This window comes from Marinobacter sp. CH_CUG1437-1 (assembly GCF_037029655.1).
GTDB classification, from domain to species: domain Bacteria; phylum Pseudomonadota; class Gammaproteobacteria; order Pseudomonadales; family Oleiphilaceae; genus Marinobacter; species Marinobacter salsuginis.
Genome location: NZ_JAYMEW010000005.1, coordinates 134,635 through 149,433, shown reverse-complemented (window position 1 = coordinate 149,433; position 14,799 = coordinate 134,635). Strand labels below are relative to the sequence as shown.

Annotated in this window: 12 protein-coding genes; 7 read left to right on the top strand and 5 right to left on the bottom strand. The window is 57.5% G+C overall.

What is annotated here, in order from left to right; genetic code table 11:
* Positions 1–11 precede the first annotated feature (11 nt).
* The 4 genes from adk to WA411_RS14340 all read left to right on the top strand — a co-directional run bounded on the left by adk (position 12) and on the right by WA411_RS14340 (position 2,718).
* Positions 12–665: an adenylate kinase gene (adk, locus tag WA411_RS14355; RefSeq protein ID WP_069184132.1), complete on the top strand. Its 654-nt coding sequence runs from the start codon at positions 12–14 to the stop codon at positions 663–665.
* A gap of 34 nt (positions 666–699) precedes the next feature.
* The gene (gene tsaB / locus WA411_RS14350) at positions 700–1,395 is read left to right on the top strand and encodes a tRNA (adenosine(37)-N6)-threonylcarbamoyltransferase complex dimerization subunit type 1 TsaB (protein WP_291909775.1); all 696 of its coding nucleotides are present in this window, start codon (positions 700–702) and stop codon (positions 1,393–1,395) included.
* A gap of 133 nt (positions 1,396–1,528) precedes the next feature.
* A complete protein-coding gene (locus WA411_RS14345; RefSeq protein WP_069184134.1) occupies positions 1,529–1,891 on the top strand; it encodes a UDP pyrophosphate phosphatase in 363 nt (120 codons plus the stop codon).
* The gene (locus tag WA411_RS14340; protein ID WP_136629313.1) at positions 1,891–2,718 is read left to right on the top strand and encodes a class I SAM-dependent methyltransferase; all 828 of its coding nucleotides are present in this window, start codon (positions 1,891–1,893) and stop codon (positions 2,716–2,718) included. Before WA411_RS14345 ends, WA411_RS14340 begins: the two co-directional genes overlap by 1 nt.
* A 6-nt stretch (positions 2,719–2,724) precedes the next feature.
* Here the strand turns inward: WA411_RS14340 and plsB are convergent, their stop codons facing one another.
* Positions 2,725–5,193 (bottom strand): glycerol-3-phosphate 1-O-acyltransferase PlsB, encoded by a 2,469-nt coding sequence (gene plsB / locus WA411_RS14335; protein ID WP_136631305.1) that lies wholly within the window; start codon positions 5,191–5,193, stop codon positions 2,725–2,727.
* Between the two features lie 152 nt (positions 5,194–5,345).
* Between plsB and nudC the strand changes: the two genes are divergently transcribed.
* Positions 5,346–6,161 (top strand): NAD(+) diphosphatase, encoded by an 816-nt coding sequence (nudC, locus tag WA411_RS14330; protein ID WP_209398696.1) that lies wholly within the window; start codon positions 5,346–5,348, stop codon positions 6,159–6,161.
* Complete coding sequence (gene murI, locus WA411_RS14325) at positions 6,158–7,021, top strand: glutamate racemase (RefSeq protein WP_291909771.1); 864 nt, start codon at positions 6,158–6,160, stop codon at positions 7,019–7,021. Before nudC ends, murI begins: the two co-directional genes overlap by 4 nt.
* On the opposite strand, the gene WA411_RS14320 is transcribed toward murI, so the two are convergent.
* The 4 genes from WA411_RS14320 to WA411_RS14305 form a co-directional block, all read right to left on the bottom strand.
* Positions 6,999–8,006 carry a DUF2156 domain-containing protein gene (locus WA411_RS14320; protein ID WP_136629310.1) on the bottom strand — a complete coding sequence of 336 codons (1,008 nt, stop codon included), beginning with the start codon at positions 8,004–8,006 and terminating at the stop codon, positions 6,999–7,001. The two genes, murI and WA411_RS14320, sit on opposite strands and share 23 nt — an antisense overlap.
* Positions 8,007–8,055: 49 nt before the next feature.
* A complete protein-coding gene (locus tag WA411_RS14315; protein ID WP_136629338.1) occupies positions 8,056–8,709 on the bottom strand; it encodes a class I SAM-dependent methyltransferase in 654 nt (217 codons plus the stop codon).
* 233 nt (positions 8,710–8,942) lie between these two features.
* Positions 8,943–11,117: an EAL domain-containing response regulator gene (locus tag WA411_RS14310; protein ID WP_291909769.1), complete on the bottom strand. Its 2,175-nt coding sequence runs from the start codon at positions 11,115–11,117 to the stop codon at positions 8,943–8,945.
* A gap of 24 nt (positions 11,118–11,141) precedes the next feature.
* The gene (locus WA411_RS14305) at positions 11,142–13,127 is read right to left on the bottom strand and encodes an HDOD domain-containing protein (protein WP_291909798.1); all 1,986 of its coding nucleotides are present in this window, start codon (positions 13,125–13,127) and stop codon (positions 11,142–11,144) included.
* 204 nt (positions 13,128–13,331) lie between these two features.
* On the opposite strand from WA411_RS14305, the gene WA411_RS14300 reads away from it, so the two are divergent.
* A complete protein-coding gene (locus WA411_RS14300) occupies positions 13,332–14,654 on the top strand; it encodes a MinD/ParA family protein (protein WP_136631805.1) in 1,323 nt (440 codons plus the stop codon).
* The last annotated feature ends 145 nt before the right edge of the window (positions 14,655–14,799 follow it).

Sequence of the window (14,799 nt, the reverse complement as noted above, 5' to 3'; positions counted from 1 at the left end):
AGCACAGCGTTATGCGAATCATCATGTTAGGCGCACCGGGCGCAGGCAAGGGGACTCAGGCCCAGTTCATTACGGAACGGTTTGATATTCCCCAGATCTCTACCGGTGACATGCTGCGCGCGGCGGTAAAGGCGGAGTCCGAGCTGGGCAAGCAGGTCAAGGAAGTCATGGCAACGGGCGGGCTGGTGTCGGACGACATCATCATTGCGCTGATCGAGGAGCGCATCCAGCAGCCAGACTGCAAGAACGGTTTCCTGCTGGATGGTTTTCCCCGCACAATTCCCCAGGCCGAGGCTTTGAAAGAGCAGGGGATTGCCATTGATTATGTGGTTGAAATTGCCGTCGATGACGAGGAAATCGTCAGTCGTCTGTCCGGTCGCCGGGTACATGAAGGCAGCGGTCGCATCTACCACGTGAAATACGATCCGCCCAAAGTTGAGGGCAAGGATGATGAAACCGGTGAACCTCTGGTTCAGCGCGAGGACGACAAGGAAGAGACGGTTCGCAAGCGTCTGAAGATCTATCACGACCAGACCGCACCGCTGGTCGGCTACTACCAGGACTGGGCTTCGAAAGACCCTGCAGCCGCGCCGAAATATGTTCGCGTGGAAGGCGTTGGCAGCCTTGACAGCATTCGCGACCAGATCCTTTCAGAACTCAAGTAAATTATTGGCATCCTGACCTGAGGTTTTCACACCGGTGAAACTGTTGGCATTGGATACGTCATCAGAGGGCTGCTCGGCAGCCCTTCTTGTTGATGGCGAGATCTCCGAACGCTTCGAGCTTGCCCCCAGAGGCCACACCCGGCTGCTGATGCCAATGGTGCGGGAACTGCTGGCAGAGAAAAATCTGGCCCCGGCCGAGCTGGATGCCCTGGCGTTCGCCCGCGGCCCCGGATCTTTCACTGGCGTGAGAATCGCAACCGGTGTCGTGCAGGGGCTTGCCTGGGGGCTGGATATCCCGGTGGTGCCCGTGTCGTCACTGGAGGCGGTTGCATTGGGCGCCATTGATAGCATGGATATTCCCGAGAACGGCGGCATTGCGGTGGCATTCGACGCGCGTATGGGAGAGCTTTATTGGGGGTGTTTTGCCGCCCGTTCAGGACTGCCGGTGGCTCTGGCTCCGGAACAGGTCTGTCCGCCGGAGGCAGTTAGCCTGCCCGCCGCCACCGAAGGCTGGTGCGGAGCCGGTCCGGGCTGGCAGTATCGCTCCGCAATGCCGGTGGAGGTATCTGAGAGTGTTGATAACGTAGATGAGACTCTGGTACTTCGTGCTGCCTGGGTAGCGCGTCTTGCGGCGAATGCATACGAGCAGGGGAAGACGGTGTCAGCGGAGCAGGCTCAACCGGTGTATATCAGGGATGAAGTGGCCTGGAAAAAACTGCCAGGCCGATAGTCTCACCGGCTGTCTTCGCGAATCCCGGAACGCCAGGCTGGGTAAAAAGTGATCATCCACCTTTTCTTCCTCAAGATAATCTTCCATACTTTCGGTTCACGTTTTCCTGTCATCCGGCCAGCGGTATCTGAACATGATTGGCGGTATTAATCCGGGTAACAATTTCAATTTCCAGACCGGCAACAACAGCCCTGTCCGGGAGCGCAGTGATACGGCCCGGGCGCCTGCATCAACGCCGGAGAAAACACCCGATGCGGCTCGCCGTGACCTCGCCGATGGTCGCCAGGGCATTGTCAGCGAACGCAATGCGACCGAAAGCCTCGAGCGCCGTGTTGAGGCCCGTCGTGCCGCCGAAGACGCCCGTCTGGAGCGTTTCCGTGCGGACGAGGTCTCGTTGCCAGCCGCTAGGGCTCTCTCCACATTTGCCTCTGTAGCCGCTGCCGGTCAGGAAGCAGGCGGCGATGGTAGTCTGGCCGGGATTGATATTCTGGTCTGATGTCTGAGTCCTCCTCGCCCGAACCCTCTGCCCTTTGCAGCACCATCGCTGTTGCCCACAGTGCACTTGGCGACCGAGTCCAGGCCGAAACTCTGGCACAATCGCTTGGGCTGACTAACCTGGGTGTTGTTCGCCCAAGAGATGTCACGGACTTCCCGGTTTTACTATTTCTTGATGAGCTGGGCCTTGGCCTACAGGTCACCGGCAAAGGTGCGCCAGGGCCGGTTCGTGCAGAGTTCGTTACCGGAAAAATGGGGTACCGGCGTGAGCATGGTGGTGGCGCGGGCCAACTGGTGGCCAAGGCGGTTGGCCTGCAGAAAACCCGAGCCACCCTGGATGTGGTTGATGCAACGGCGGGACTGGGCCAGGATGCCTTTGTTCTCGCCAGCCTTGGCTGCAGGGTCACATTGTTCGAACGCAATCCGGTTATTCATGCGCTGTTGGCTGACGGTTTGGCGCGGGCAGCTATGAACGTGGATTGCGCCGCCATTGTCGAGCGCATGCGGCTGCTGGAAGGCAGCAGTATTGAGTGGCTGGCACAAAGTGAAATCGAAGCCGCGGACGTTGTCTATCTGGATCCGATGTTTCCCCATCGAGACAAGTCGGCCCTGGTAAAAAAAGAAATGCAGGTGTTTCGCACCATCGTGGGTGACGACGAAGATTCCGGACAATTGCTGGCGAGCGCGCTCGAGCATGCTCGTTACCGGGTGGTGGTGAAGCGGCCCCGTAAGGCGTCGGCGATTGAAGGACCGGAGCCGACCACCCGCGTGGAAGGCAAAAGTAGCCGCTACGATGTGTATTCGATTCGGGCGCTGCCGGCCCGGTGAGCGCCGTCAGGCGCCCATCATGGTAACCTGCTGGATAGCCTGTCGCTTCTCGACGCTCAGCACCAGACGGGCATCATCAGCCACCTCATCCAGCCCTTCCCCGTAGCACAGCAAGCCATTATCGTCGGTGGTGATCACGCCATTGTTCTGCATATTGGCAATGAAGTTCCGGAACAGGCTCTTGTCAAAGAATTCCGGTGCATTGAGACCGAACAGGATGGACATGCGTTCGGCGAGCAGGGCGCTCTGCTCTTCCAGTTCGGCGGCGCTGATCTTGCCCGAACCGTACTTGCGCAGAATGCCCAGGGCAATGTGGTAGCGCTCGACCGTCTGGATGATAAAGCGGGACAGCACCCTGAGCCTGAGCATGGCTTCGGTGCCTTCCTCCGGCCGTCCGATCCGGTCATCGTCCAGGGGCTTTAGCAGGCCCTGTTCAATAAGAACATCAATCCACTGATTGATCACGTTTCTGGCTTCATCCGGCTGGTACTTCAGGAAAAGCTCGGATTGAAGGTAGGGGTAGGCCACGCTGGCAAGGAAGACGATCTTGTCGCGCCCCAGTGAATCCTTGTTTTCAAACAGGCTGGCAATCAGTGAGGGCAGTGCGAACAGGTGCTGGATGTTGTTCCTGTAGTAGGTCATCAGGATCGCGTTGCTGCCCTCCAGGGCAATGATATCGCCGAGCTTTTGCGGCTGCCGGCTGATCAGACCCATACCCTCGCAGTATGCGACCCAGTCTTTGCCCGAGCCCTCGGGCAGGGTCACCGTTTCCGCGTAGGGGAAGGCCTTGAGCAGGGCTGCGTATTGATCCATCAGGCGGATCAACTGGCCCTCATCCATCGCCAGTCGTTCGGTACCCAGCAGCACCGTTGCGGTCATGCCGATCGGGTTGACGGCAACAGAGGCGTTAATGCTGGACGCCACCCGGAACGACAGTTCTGAAACCGCGCTGTTGAGCCACTTGGGACGATACTCGGCGTCGTAGGCCTCGTCTCGCCAGCTGCTGTTTACGTCGTCGAGAACCTCGGACAGATGGATGGCCTCGCCGAAGTTTACCGCAACGCGACCAAAGGAGTTGCTGAGTTTGCGGACGGTCTTGGCCAGGCCGAAGACGCTCTCTTTCTCTTTTTTCTTGCCGCGAAGTTCGCCTAGGTAGGAGCGCCCTTCCATAACCTTTTCATAGCCAATGTAAACGGGCACGAACACAATGGGTTTGCGATGGTCGCGCAGGAAGCTGCGAACGGTCATTGCCAGCATGCCTGGCCGGGGTTGAAGCATCCGGCCCGTGCGGCTGCGACCACCCTCGACAAAATACTCCACGGAATAGCCCCGGGAGAACATCACATGCATGTATTCATTGAAAACGGTAGCGTACAGGGGATTGTCCTTGAAGCTGCGGCGCATGAAGAAGGCCCCGCCGCGGCGCAGGATCGGTCCGACAATGGGCATGTTGAGATTGATACCTGCCGCGATGTGCGGCGGCATCAGGCCATTCTTGTAGAGCACGTAGGACAGCAGCAGGTAGTCGATGTGTGACCGGTGGCAAGGCACGTATACCACCGCGTTGTCCTGGGCGACTTCTTTCACCACCCGGATATTGTTGATGGCAATACCGTTGTAGATCCGGTTCCACAGCCATGACAGCACCACCTCAAGGAAGCGGATGGTGACGATGGACATGCTGGCGGCGATTTCGTCCGCGTATTTGTAAGCCTTGGCACGTACTTTTTCCGGCGGGATGTCGTCTTTGGCTGCGGTCTCCCTGATGGCCTCCTTGACTGCCTGAGTGCGCACCAGCCCTGCCACCAGAGTACGACGATGGGAGAGATCTGGGCCCAGAACGGCCTGGCGAACGCGGCGGAAGTGGGTTCTCAGAATCCGTGCCAGCTTGCGGTTGGCGCGCTCCTCGCTGTGCCGGTATTCATCGATAACCTGCTTCAGCGAAAGCGGCTGGTTGAACTGCACGTAGGTATTGCGGCCGTGAACCATGATGATCAGGAACTTCTGAAGCCGGCCGGCAATGGACCAGGTATCAGACAGCAGCAGTTTGACCAGGGATTTCTCCTTGTCAGGGGAGCGGCCCCAGAACAGGGAGACAGGCACAATCTGGACATCCTGGTCCGGGTGTTCCAGACCATAGCGCACCAGTGCCTGGAATTCGTTCGTAGGTGCCGGAGCCTGGCGACCTCGGAAAAAACCACCAATCCGGCGATAGAGAAAAAAGAAGGAGTGGGATGGGCCATTTTTCACTGGGAGTGCTTCGGAGGCGCCCGGCAGTCCCGCCCGGATGACTTCCTGCTCGAGAACCAGACGGCTGGAAAGGGAGCTGTATTGCAGCACATAGCAGACCGGTTTGTCGGGATCCAGGGCGAGGGCGTCAACGCTGTTGCCGCTGACATCGGTCCGGACCCAGATGAACAGTATCTTGCGGAAAAGGGTCAGGATCAGGCTGCGAATGCCCTGGTAAAGACGCATAAAGTGCAACTCCGTTGAATAAACAGGTGCCAAGTTTACTTGGTTGAGTTCAGGGCGGAAAGTCGAGCTTTCATTCTTGGCCGGTGTAGCAATGTGGTACATTTCGGACTCATCTTTTTATCACCCAGTTGATTCATCGAATGGTGGTCGCAATGACTCAGTGGATACCCGGCTGGACGACCCGGCGGCCAGAAAAAACCGATCTGATCCTCGCCTTGTCGGGGTCTGGAGTGGTCAAGGCTGAAAACGGCTGGCTGCATTCCGGCGACAGCGATCTTTTCGAGGGCGGGTTGCCCGAGTCAGTGTCACTGGGCAGCTACGACGGCCGGGACCTGTTTGTTACCGAATTACCGGAGTCTGGTCTTGGTGACCAGGAGGTGATTCCGCTTCGGGATGCTTTGCTGATGCTGAGCGACGCGCCTGCGGATATGCTCAGTACCGGCTTCCAGGTCTGGCAGTGGTGGCGAGACCACCGGTATTGCGGCCGCTGTGGACAGGAAACCGGTTTTCATCCCCGGGAACGGGCCAAATGGTGCGACCCTTGCGGCCTTCCCTGGTATCCGAGGTTGGCGCCCTGCGTGATCGTGGTCATACGCAGGGAGGATCGGTTTCTGCTCGCCAAGTCCTCAAGGGTCAAGCGGCACTTTTACAGCCTCATTGCCGGATTTGTCGAGCCGGGGGAAAGTCTTGAGGGCGCCGTGCACCGTGAGGTGAAAGAGGAGACCGGACTGGATGTCACCAACATCCGCTATCACGCCTCGCAACCCTGGCCATTCCCCCATCAGCTGATGGTCGGCTTCTTTGCCGACTACGCGGGAGGGGAACTGGTACTCCAGGAAGACGAACTTGCCGATGCTGACTGGTTCCTGCCCGGTGATACGCCACCGGTGCCGCCGGAAACCACGATTTCTGGCCGCCTTATCCGGGCCATGGAAAATGAGATTTCCCGGGGAGGCATTCCGGTTTGAACGAGCAGGGGCCTCCAAGGGTATTGGTGTTCGACTCCGGCGTGGGTGGGCTGAGCGTCGCAGCCTGTATTCACCGGCATTTGCCCGGGCTGGAGCTCGTCTACCTGGCGGATAACGCAGGTTTCCCCTACGGCGACAAATCCGAAACAGTCGTGATTGATCGCTGTTGCGCACTGATTAATTCAGCCCTGGCGCTTTACCCGTCGGACGTTATCGTGGTGGCCTGTAACACGGCCAGCACGGTGGTTTTACCCCATTTAAGGGCCATGACAAAGGTGCCGGTTGTGGGTGTAGTGCCCGCCATCAAGCCGGCGGCGGCAAAGACGATTAACCGGCGGCTGGGGTTGTTGGCAACACCGGCAACAGTTCGCAGACCGTACCTCGACAGGCTGGTCGAGGAATTTGCCGGCGATTGCCGGGTAGAACGTATTGGCCATCCGGGGTTGGTGCGCTGGGCGGAAGACCTGGTTTCTGGTATCGAGGTTCCTTTTGAGGAGCTGAACGAGGCAATGAAGCCTTTCCGGGAAGCGGATGTGGACACGGTGGTTCTCGGCTGCACTCATTATCCACTGTTGCTGGAGAGCCTGAAGCAGAGCTTGCCGTCGGTTCGTTTCTGGGTGGACTCGGGAGAGGCTATTGCACGGCGAGTGGCCTGGCTGCTGGATCAGGCGGGGCAACGTGCGTTGGCTGAAGGCCAGATCTGCAGGGAAGGGGAGTGTCCCGTGATCGCGGCTTTGTTTTCAGGGTCGGCGCCTGACGGAATCACAGCCTTCATGACGGGGCTTGGACTGGCGCCCAAAGAGCTCAACGAAGGCTGGCCCGGCGGAGCGCCGGGGGCTATAGCAACCGGGTCAGCTTGAACATGGCGAAGAATTCCAGCGCCGGGATCGATCGCTTGTGACAACAGTAGGTCTTGATATTCTCACCCCGGAAACGCGACTTGGTGAATTCCAGGCCCTTGAAGTTGTAAAGGAAATTACCCTTCTCATAGACTCCGTGCAAAAGGCGCTTCAGCAGCCGGCTCTCCTGATGTTCCGTCGCCGAATCCAGTGACAGGGGAATCAGGCCCAGATCGAGATAGGGTACGCCCTCGGCCCTGAACACTTCCATCGCATGGGCCATAAGGGTATAGAAAATGCCCTGGCGGAAATCGGCATTGGCCCGGGAAATGTTGGGCACATAGCTGATGATCTCGTTATTCCGATAGATCGGGTCGAAATAGATGAACCCGACGGCTTTGCCGTCCTGGTAGGCGTAGAAATGCCGTTCATTTTCCCGATAGTCCATTTCCATGGGACGGATCAGAAAACGGATTTCATTGCTTTTGCATTTCCGGGTTCGAATCCAGGCTTCGGAGATCTCCCGGGTGTGGTCGTCGCTGAACCGTTCCTTGACGGTGATGCCGTTTTTCTCAGCCTGGTTCAGTGCGGTCCTGAGAATCTGTTTCTTCTTTCCGCTCAGGGACCACTTGCTCAAATCAATGCGGGACTCGCTGCCGAACTGTGTGCCGTAAAGGCCGAAGCGCAGATGGAGAAAATCGACCACAGGCTTGGATACCTGTATGTAGCTGGCATTGGGAAATTTCTGGTGAAAGCTCTCCAGCAGGCTGCCAAAGTCTTCCGGGGCACAGACCGGATCAGAGAGCACGAAGGTCGCACCCCATTTGCGCATGTAGGCGATGTAGCCCATGCCCGGTACATCGAAATACTGCATGCCCGGCTGCAGGGTCGAGAACGACTGGGAGTGGGTTCCGTACTTCTTCAGGAATCCGACCCGCTCGGTAAACGTGAATGAGCCGCTTTCCAGTGTGCCAACCCTGTCCAGTGCGAGGATCTGATCCGACATGCTGCTGCTCCCTGTTTGTTTTTGTTGGGTGACTCTCTAGCGAAGGTAATCAGGCCTGTTTGCGTCCGAGAATGGACCAGTAGCAGTTCATGTTCAGAAGCTTGAAGTGCTTCTTGTCGGTGACCTGAAGGCCCAGGCGCTGCATGTGCTCGGGATAGTTATAGATTTTGTGGAAGGCGTTGTTGGCGAACAGCCAGAAGATGAAGACTGCCATGTACCAGTAGAGCTTTTTGAACATTCGGGAAAGCAGGTTGCCCGTGGGGTAGGAAAAGTCGCCAACAACCACGCGGGCGTCTGCTTTGCCCAGGCGTATCAGGTGCTCGAGGACCCGGACCATCATGTCTTCGTCGAATACGTTGAGGAAAAAGTTGGCCACCACCATGTCGTACTGTTCAAACTCATCCACCTTCATGATGTCGCTGTGGATGCGACGGATAGTAAGGTGCGGGGCTTCCTTTTCCTGAGCCTCGGCAAACTTTCTCAGCATGGTTTCGGAAAGGTCCACCACGGTTACATCGGCGCCCAGCTCGGCGGCCCGAATGGCATCCCGACCGTGGCCGACCCCGGCAAACAGTATTTTGTCCCCTGGCTGCACGGTTTCAACGTCCAGCATCGCTGTCTTGCAGCGGTGAATGTTTTTTCCGCTGTAAAGGTTGCTCAGGAAATCGTAGACGGGACCAATGTACTTGTACTTGTCGCGCATGATGACTGCTGCCTGTTCTTGTTCCTTGGATGCCGTCACCGTTTTTGTCGTTATTGGTCCGAGAATGTCGGACATTCCGGTGATCAGCGCCTATGGAATCGAGCTTAGAGAACAGGGTGGGAGAAATATGTGCAGTAATGCGCATTTCCGGATACACAAAGTAACGTACTGCAATACTTTGCAAACCAGATCGCGGTTTTATATCGGAGTGTCAGACAATAAATAATCGTCTATCAGAATGATGCGGCTTTGGCTCTCGTGGTGCCCAGGGTTCTGGAAATTTCGGCGGCAGGCCTGGCAGGGCCATAGAAAAAGCCCTGGACCTGATGGCAGCCCAGGCCTCGAAGGTATTCCAGTTGCTCGTCGGTTTCCACGCCTTCGGCAACAATCTCCAGCTTCAGCCCGTGAGCCATGGCGACGATGGCATTCACGATACACGCGCCGTCTTCGCCGCTGCGGATGGCTTTCACGAAAGACTGGTCAACCTTGAGGGTATGGATGGGCAGTCGGTGCAGGTAATTCAGGGAGGAATAACCGGTGCCAAAATCGTCTATCGCTATCCGGACACCCAGAGCTGCCAGTTCACGGAGTTTCTGGGAGATCTGCTCAAGATCGTTCATGATCACGTTTTCAGTGATTTCGATTTCCAGGTTGCCGGCCGGGAAGTTGTGGGCCTTTACCTGCTGCATGAGGGTTTCCACGAACCGCGGGTGCTCGACCTGGATGGGTGACAGGTTGACTGCCAGCCGGAGGTCGGCATGGCCGGCCCGGATCCATTGGCCAACATCCTCGCAGGCCTGATTGAGAACCCGTTCGCTGAGCTGGCCGATCAGCTTGGTTTCTTCTGCCAGAGGCAGAAAGTCCCTGGGATAGAGCAGTCCGCGCTCGGGGTGCTGCCACCTTACCAGGGCCTCAAGGCCGACCACCCGGTTGGTTGTGGAGCACACCTGGGGTTGGTAGAAAACCCTCAACTCGTCCCGTTCCAGAGCGAGGCGCAGGTCCCGCTCCAGGTTGAGCCGGTTGGCGGTATCGATGCTCATGCTGTCGGAGTAGAAGCGGTAACCGTCCTTGCCCTTGCCTTTGACGTGGTACATGGCGATGTCCGCATTCTGGATGAGCTGGTCCATGGTTTCGCCGGCTTCCGGGAAGATGGCTATGCCGATGCTCACACCAACGAACACCTCGTGATCACCCAGCTGAAAAGGCGCCCTGAGGGCATCAATCAGTTTCTTGGCGATCTGTCTGGCATCGTCGTGATTGTGTATGGAGGGCAGCAACAGGGTAAATTCGTCGCCACCGAACCGCGACAGTGTGTCGCCCTTACGCAGACATTTTTCAAGGCGGTGGGTGACTGCCTGCAGCAGACGATCTCCCATGGCGTGGCCGAGGGTGTCGTTGATGACCTTGAAGCGGTCCAGATCCAGGAACATCACGGCGAGTTTCTGGCCGCCGCGTTTCGCGTGGGTTATCGCAAGCTCAAGGCGGTCCTTGAAAAGTGCCCGGTTTGGCAGGCGGGTCAGCAGGTCGTGATAGGCCTGGAAATTGATGAACGCCTCGGCTTCCTTTCGCTCGGTGACATCCCGGGCAGTGCCGTAGTAGCGAGCGCCATTGCCATTTCCGCCTCCCTGGGTGCTTCCGGAATGGGGCCAGGTTTGCGGGTCGATTGGAAAGGCAGTGATCTCGAAGTGTCGGGTTGCCCGGCGGCTGCCCCGGGTTTTCAGGCGAACTTCCAGGGTCCTGGGGTTGTCCGCGGTGATGTTGGGGCCCTTCAGGGCCAGGGTTCCCCGGGTCACGTCACGGTCATCCAGGATGTGTCGGAAGTGCTGGCCACAGAGTTCCGCAGGCTGGTATCCGAGCAGGCTCTCGACCTTGCTGTTTACAAAGCAGAAGTGGCCATCGTGATCGAGCATAAACACGATATCCGGGGAACTGTTAACGATGTAGCGATGCAGGGCCTCGGATTTCTCTAGCCGCATCTGAATATGCTCGTGGGCCTCGAGCAGAGACTTCTTTCCAATAACACTCTCAACGGTGGCCAGAAGCTCTTCAGGGTCAAAGGGTTTGCGAATGTAGTCCAAGGCACCCCGCCGCAAGGCTCGGCTCACGGCACTGAAGGAGCTCTCGCCGCTGACGACAATCACTCCGCAATCCGGTTGGCTATTGGTAAGATGGGCCATGACGTCGAAGCCGCTGACTTCCGGCATCCTGAGATCCAGCAGCGCCAGATCGAACGTCTCCTCGTCAATCAGGTCACAGGCTTTTTGACCACCGTGGGCTTCCGCCACTTGGTAACCCCGGCTGCGTAACAGCGAAGCGAGCGTGTTCAGCAAACGGAGTTCGTCGTCCGCTACCAGTATCCGTGCCGTTAACCCGTGACTGAAAGGCTGATCAGTTTGTTCAGGTGCCATCGGTCTGTGTCCGTTGTTTCTGCGTCAGTCGGTCTCGTTCTTTTTATGGCTGGCCGCCGGGAGCAAAATCCTGAAGGTGGTGCCCTCCTGCCCCGTCCGACAAGCTATGATGCCCTCCATGTCATCGACTAGCTGCTTCACAATACTCAGGCCCAAACCGCTGTGGCCTTCTCCCTTTGTGGTTTTTACCGGTGAGAACAGGGTGTCCCGTATTTCACCGGGTATTCCTCTGCCTGTATCTTTGATTTCCAGCTCAACCCAGGTGCGATGATTCTGCCACACTGGAGAAGCGGTATGAATTTCAACAGTGCCACTATCCTCGGGTAGGCTTTCCGCAGCGTTACGAACCAGGTTGATCACTACCTGGCGAATTCGGGTGGTGCCGGCCGCAACCCGTGTTGGTTCGCTGCACAGTGACAACTTCAGGTTTCGGTTCCCGGAGCTGAACAAGCTATCTTCAAGGATACGTGCGAGACTTTCCAGCTCAGTATTGAGTTCAACTCCTTCGTCACCGGGACCCACGGCGTCAGTATGGCTCATTTGCAGCAAAAGGTTGCCGGCCCGGTCCAGCTCATCTCGAATGACGTCCAGTTCCTGCTGGACATCGGCATCCTCAAGCCTGCCGCGAAGCTGATAAATGTACTGTCTGATGATGGTAAGCGGGTTGCTGACCTCGTGCACCTGTTTGCGCAGCCGTTCGCGGGCTATTTCCTGATCCAGTCTTTCTGTTCCACTCTCTGCGCTGGCTGTCGCAAGGGTTCGGTTTGCCAGCACGGAGGACAACTGGCGGGTAAAGATATCAGCCAGTTCCAGAGTCGTCGGTAGATGGTCATTGTCGGTACCAAGGGCGAAGACGCCCGGGCAATCGTCGCTGCCCTTCACCGGCACGGCCAGCAGTGACGGTGTGTGTAATAGCGAGAGTAACTGACGGTCCAGTACCGTGGGTGAGCGTCCCCCAAGGCTGACTGGCAGCCCGGAAATAAAAGCTTCCGTGAGAACACTCCCGCCTGGCTTGGCAGTTACCGCAAGTTCGGGGATGTCGCCAATGGTGCCGGACAGGAGCACGAGATTGTCTCCCATGTGCCCAAAGCACAGTGCCGGAAGGCCTGTGATCAGGGTAAGGCTGTTGACGGTTTCGGCGAGAATATCTTCGGTTTCACCGGTCAGGTCGGCCAGGTTGATGGCCTGGTTCGCCATGGCCTGACGAAGAATGGTCTGTTTCAGCTGCCTAGAGGCACTTTCGCCACAGTAATCCTCGTCCAGCGGGATTCCCATGGAGGCCGCCATGCCGGAGACTTCATGACCGATGCGGCGGTTGATTTCACGGGTCAGTTCTTCGTTGAGCCCGAATACCGTGCCTGCCGCTGCAATGCCGGCGGCATCGGACAGAGCCAGGCGGGTTGCGAGACTGATCAGCTTCACCAGGTGGCCGGCATCCCTGAGTTCCGAGGGCAGCGCCTGCTGATAACGCATGGCATCGGCTGCCATGGGGCCCAGGCCCCAGGAGGCCACGAGTTCGGCGGCAATGTCTGACTGGTGATCAAGATAGTGTTGCTTCGCCTCGGTGGCTGGCGTTTTAATAGCGATCAGTTCGCCGATGTTGTGCAGCATGCCCAGCATGAAGGCTTCGTCTGGCTCCGGATACCGGGTAAGCGTTGCCAACGCCCGTGCGGTTAGTGCGGTAGTCAGCGAGTGGCGCCAGAAGTCTCTGAGTTGCTGCCATTCCTCGCCGCCCAGCTCGAACAGCAGCTGTCTCAGGGCTGCGGTCAGAACCAGGGTGTGAAAACGGCGGGTGCCGAGTCTGAGGAGTGCCTGGTCAACCGATCGAATGGGGGTAGAGGGGCCGTAAAGGGCGGAATTGGCCAGTGCCAGTATGCGAGCCACCAGCGCCGTATCGGCAGAGACAATTTCGCTGATTTTTCTGTAGCTCTCGTCCTGATGGCATGCATCGAGCGCCCGCAGGGTCACCTCCGGTAGACTCGGTAGCTGTAGATCAGGCGCGATGTGCATAGGCTTACCTGCCGCGACGAAAAAGTCAGTATCTGACGGAGCGTTCATTCTTATTGTCCGAAAAGAGCTTAGACAATAATCCGTCGTTATTAAATACTTATTGCTCTTTTTTTAAGCAATATATTATCTGATTCGTGATATGTGTAGAATTTTTACAGGTTAAAATACTGAAAACCGAAAAATCAGGGACCTAGATTACCGGTGATGAACGCCAGAGAACCTGTCAAGCACAATTCGAACCAACCCCGCACCATCGCAATTGCTGGCGGTAAAGGTGGGGTGGGTAAGACCTCGGTCGCCCTGAATCTTGCGCTCACCCTGGCAAGGCAGGATAACCGGGTTTTGTTGCTGGATGGCGACACCGACCTTGCCAATGTCAGCATCATGGTTGGCCTGTACCCGAGAAAAACCCTTGCCAATGTGATGGCCGGAGAGTGTCGTCTGGAGGACGTCATCCTTGAGACCGATTACGGGCTGCACATTGTACCAGGGGCCTCCGGTGTCCAGGAGTGCATGGACATGGGGCCGACCGAGAGCCTTCGAATCCTGCGGGCACTCTATAACCTGGAAAATCGTTACGATTACGTCATTACCGATACCGCTGCCGGCCTGCAGGCTGCCGGGCTCCATATGATTGCCGCAACAGAACTGGCTTGTATGGTGGTGACCCCGGATCCCGCGTCCCTGACGGACGCCTTCTCGCTGATCAAGGTGCTCAGGCGCAGGGGCTACAATCGGATACCTAGCATTCTTGTGAATATGGCCCAGGGGGCCAGCCAGGCCAGGTCCGTCTTCCAGCGTCTGGATGCCGCTGCCCAGCGCCACCTGGGGATCTCGCTCCACTACATGGGTGGCATCTGGCGCGACGAGACCCTTCGCCAGTCGGTTCTCAACCAGAAGCCTGTCGCGCTTCTGCCTGTGTCGGACCCCTCATGCCGACAGTTCCACACCCTTGCCGACATGCTGGACGTGAGGCTTTCCCAGCTGCCCAGGCGAAAGGCAGGCATTGCGGCTTACTGGCATAAGGTGTCAAAAAGGGAATCTGCAAATCCGAAAGCGTTGGGCAAGCCCGAACCTCAAACCGGGAACGAGACGCCATCGCTGAAGCATCGGTGCCTGAAGGCCGTGGATGAGATTGAGGCGGTGTTCAGTGAAGCACCGATCGACCCACTGCTGCGTTATGAAGCATTCACTCGGCTTTTTGCACTGCTTGGGAGCACGCTGGATAGTGATGTCATCGAGATTATCCAGACCGGACTGGGAGCGTTCCAGTGGGAGAATCTCAGCCCCGAGCGCAAGAGTCATCTGGCGATCCACCTCCGTGACCTGGCGGACCAGATTTCGCCCCCCGCACAGGAACCGCAAAGCCGTGAGTTGATCCACCCGGTACTGCGCGAGCCTTTCTACGACCGAATCAGCTTTGGCGAGCAGGATCGCCTGGTGCGGGTGCTGAAGGAGCAGCCGGCGGATATCTCCCTGGATCAGCTCCTGCGGTCTCTTTCAGGTAATGATCAGGGACGCTCCTGACCGGTAAAAATACCTGCCTCCTTTTCCGTCATTTTATTAGCACTTTTTGTAGCGTAACTTTGCTGTGTGTCACCGCTCTGTAAATAAAGTTGTGCAAGGATTGAGCATAAATCTGAATCGTGGCCCGCAATATGCACTGAGTCTT

Bases quoted from the DNA above. Each gene is read 5' to 3' on its own strand.
- adk (WP_069184132.1), top strand. From the start codon at position 12: ATGCGAATCATCATGTTAGGCGCACCGGGCGCAGGCAAGGGGACTCAG.
- WA411_RS14345 (WP_069184134.1), top strand. From the start codon at position 1,529: ATGATTGGCGGTATTAATCCGGGTAACAATTTCAATTTCCAGACCGGC.
- WA411_RS14340 (WP_136629313.1), top strand. From the start codon at position 1,891: ATGTCTGAGTCCTCCTCGCCCGAACCCTCTGCCCTTTGCAGCACCATC.
- plsB (WP_136631305.1), bottom strand. From the start codon at position 5,193: ATGCGTCTTTACCAGGGCATTCGCAGCCTGATCCTGACCCTTTTCCGC.
- nudC (WP_209398696.1), top strand. From the start codon at position 5,346: ATGACTCAGTGGATACCCGGCTGGACGACCCGGCGGCCAGAAAAAACC.
- WA411_RS14320 (WP_136629310.1), bottom strand. From the start codon at position 8,006: ATGTCGGATCAGATCCTCGCACTGGACAGGGTTGGCACACTGGAAAGC.
- WA411_RS14315 (WP_136629338.1), bottom strand. From the start codon at position 8,709: ATGCGCGACAAGTACAAGTACATTGGTCCCGTCTACGATTTCCTGAGC.
- WA411_RS14310 (WP_291909769.1), bottom strand. From the start codon at position 11,117: ATGGCACCTGAACAAACTGATCAGCCTTTCAGTCACGGGTTAACGGCA.
- WA411_RS14305 (WP_291909798.1), bottom strand. From the start codon at position 13,127: ATGCACATCGCGCCTGATCTACAGCTACCGAGTCTACCGGAGGTGACC.
- WA411_RS14300 (WP_136631805.1), top strand. From the start codon at position 13,332: ATGAACGCCAGAGAACCTGTCAAGCACAATTCGAACCAACCCCGCACC.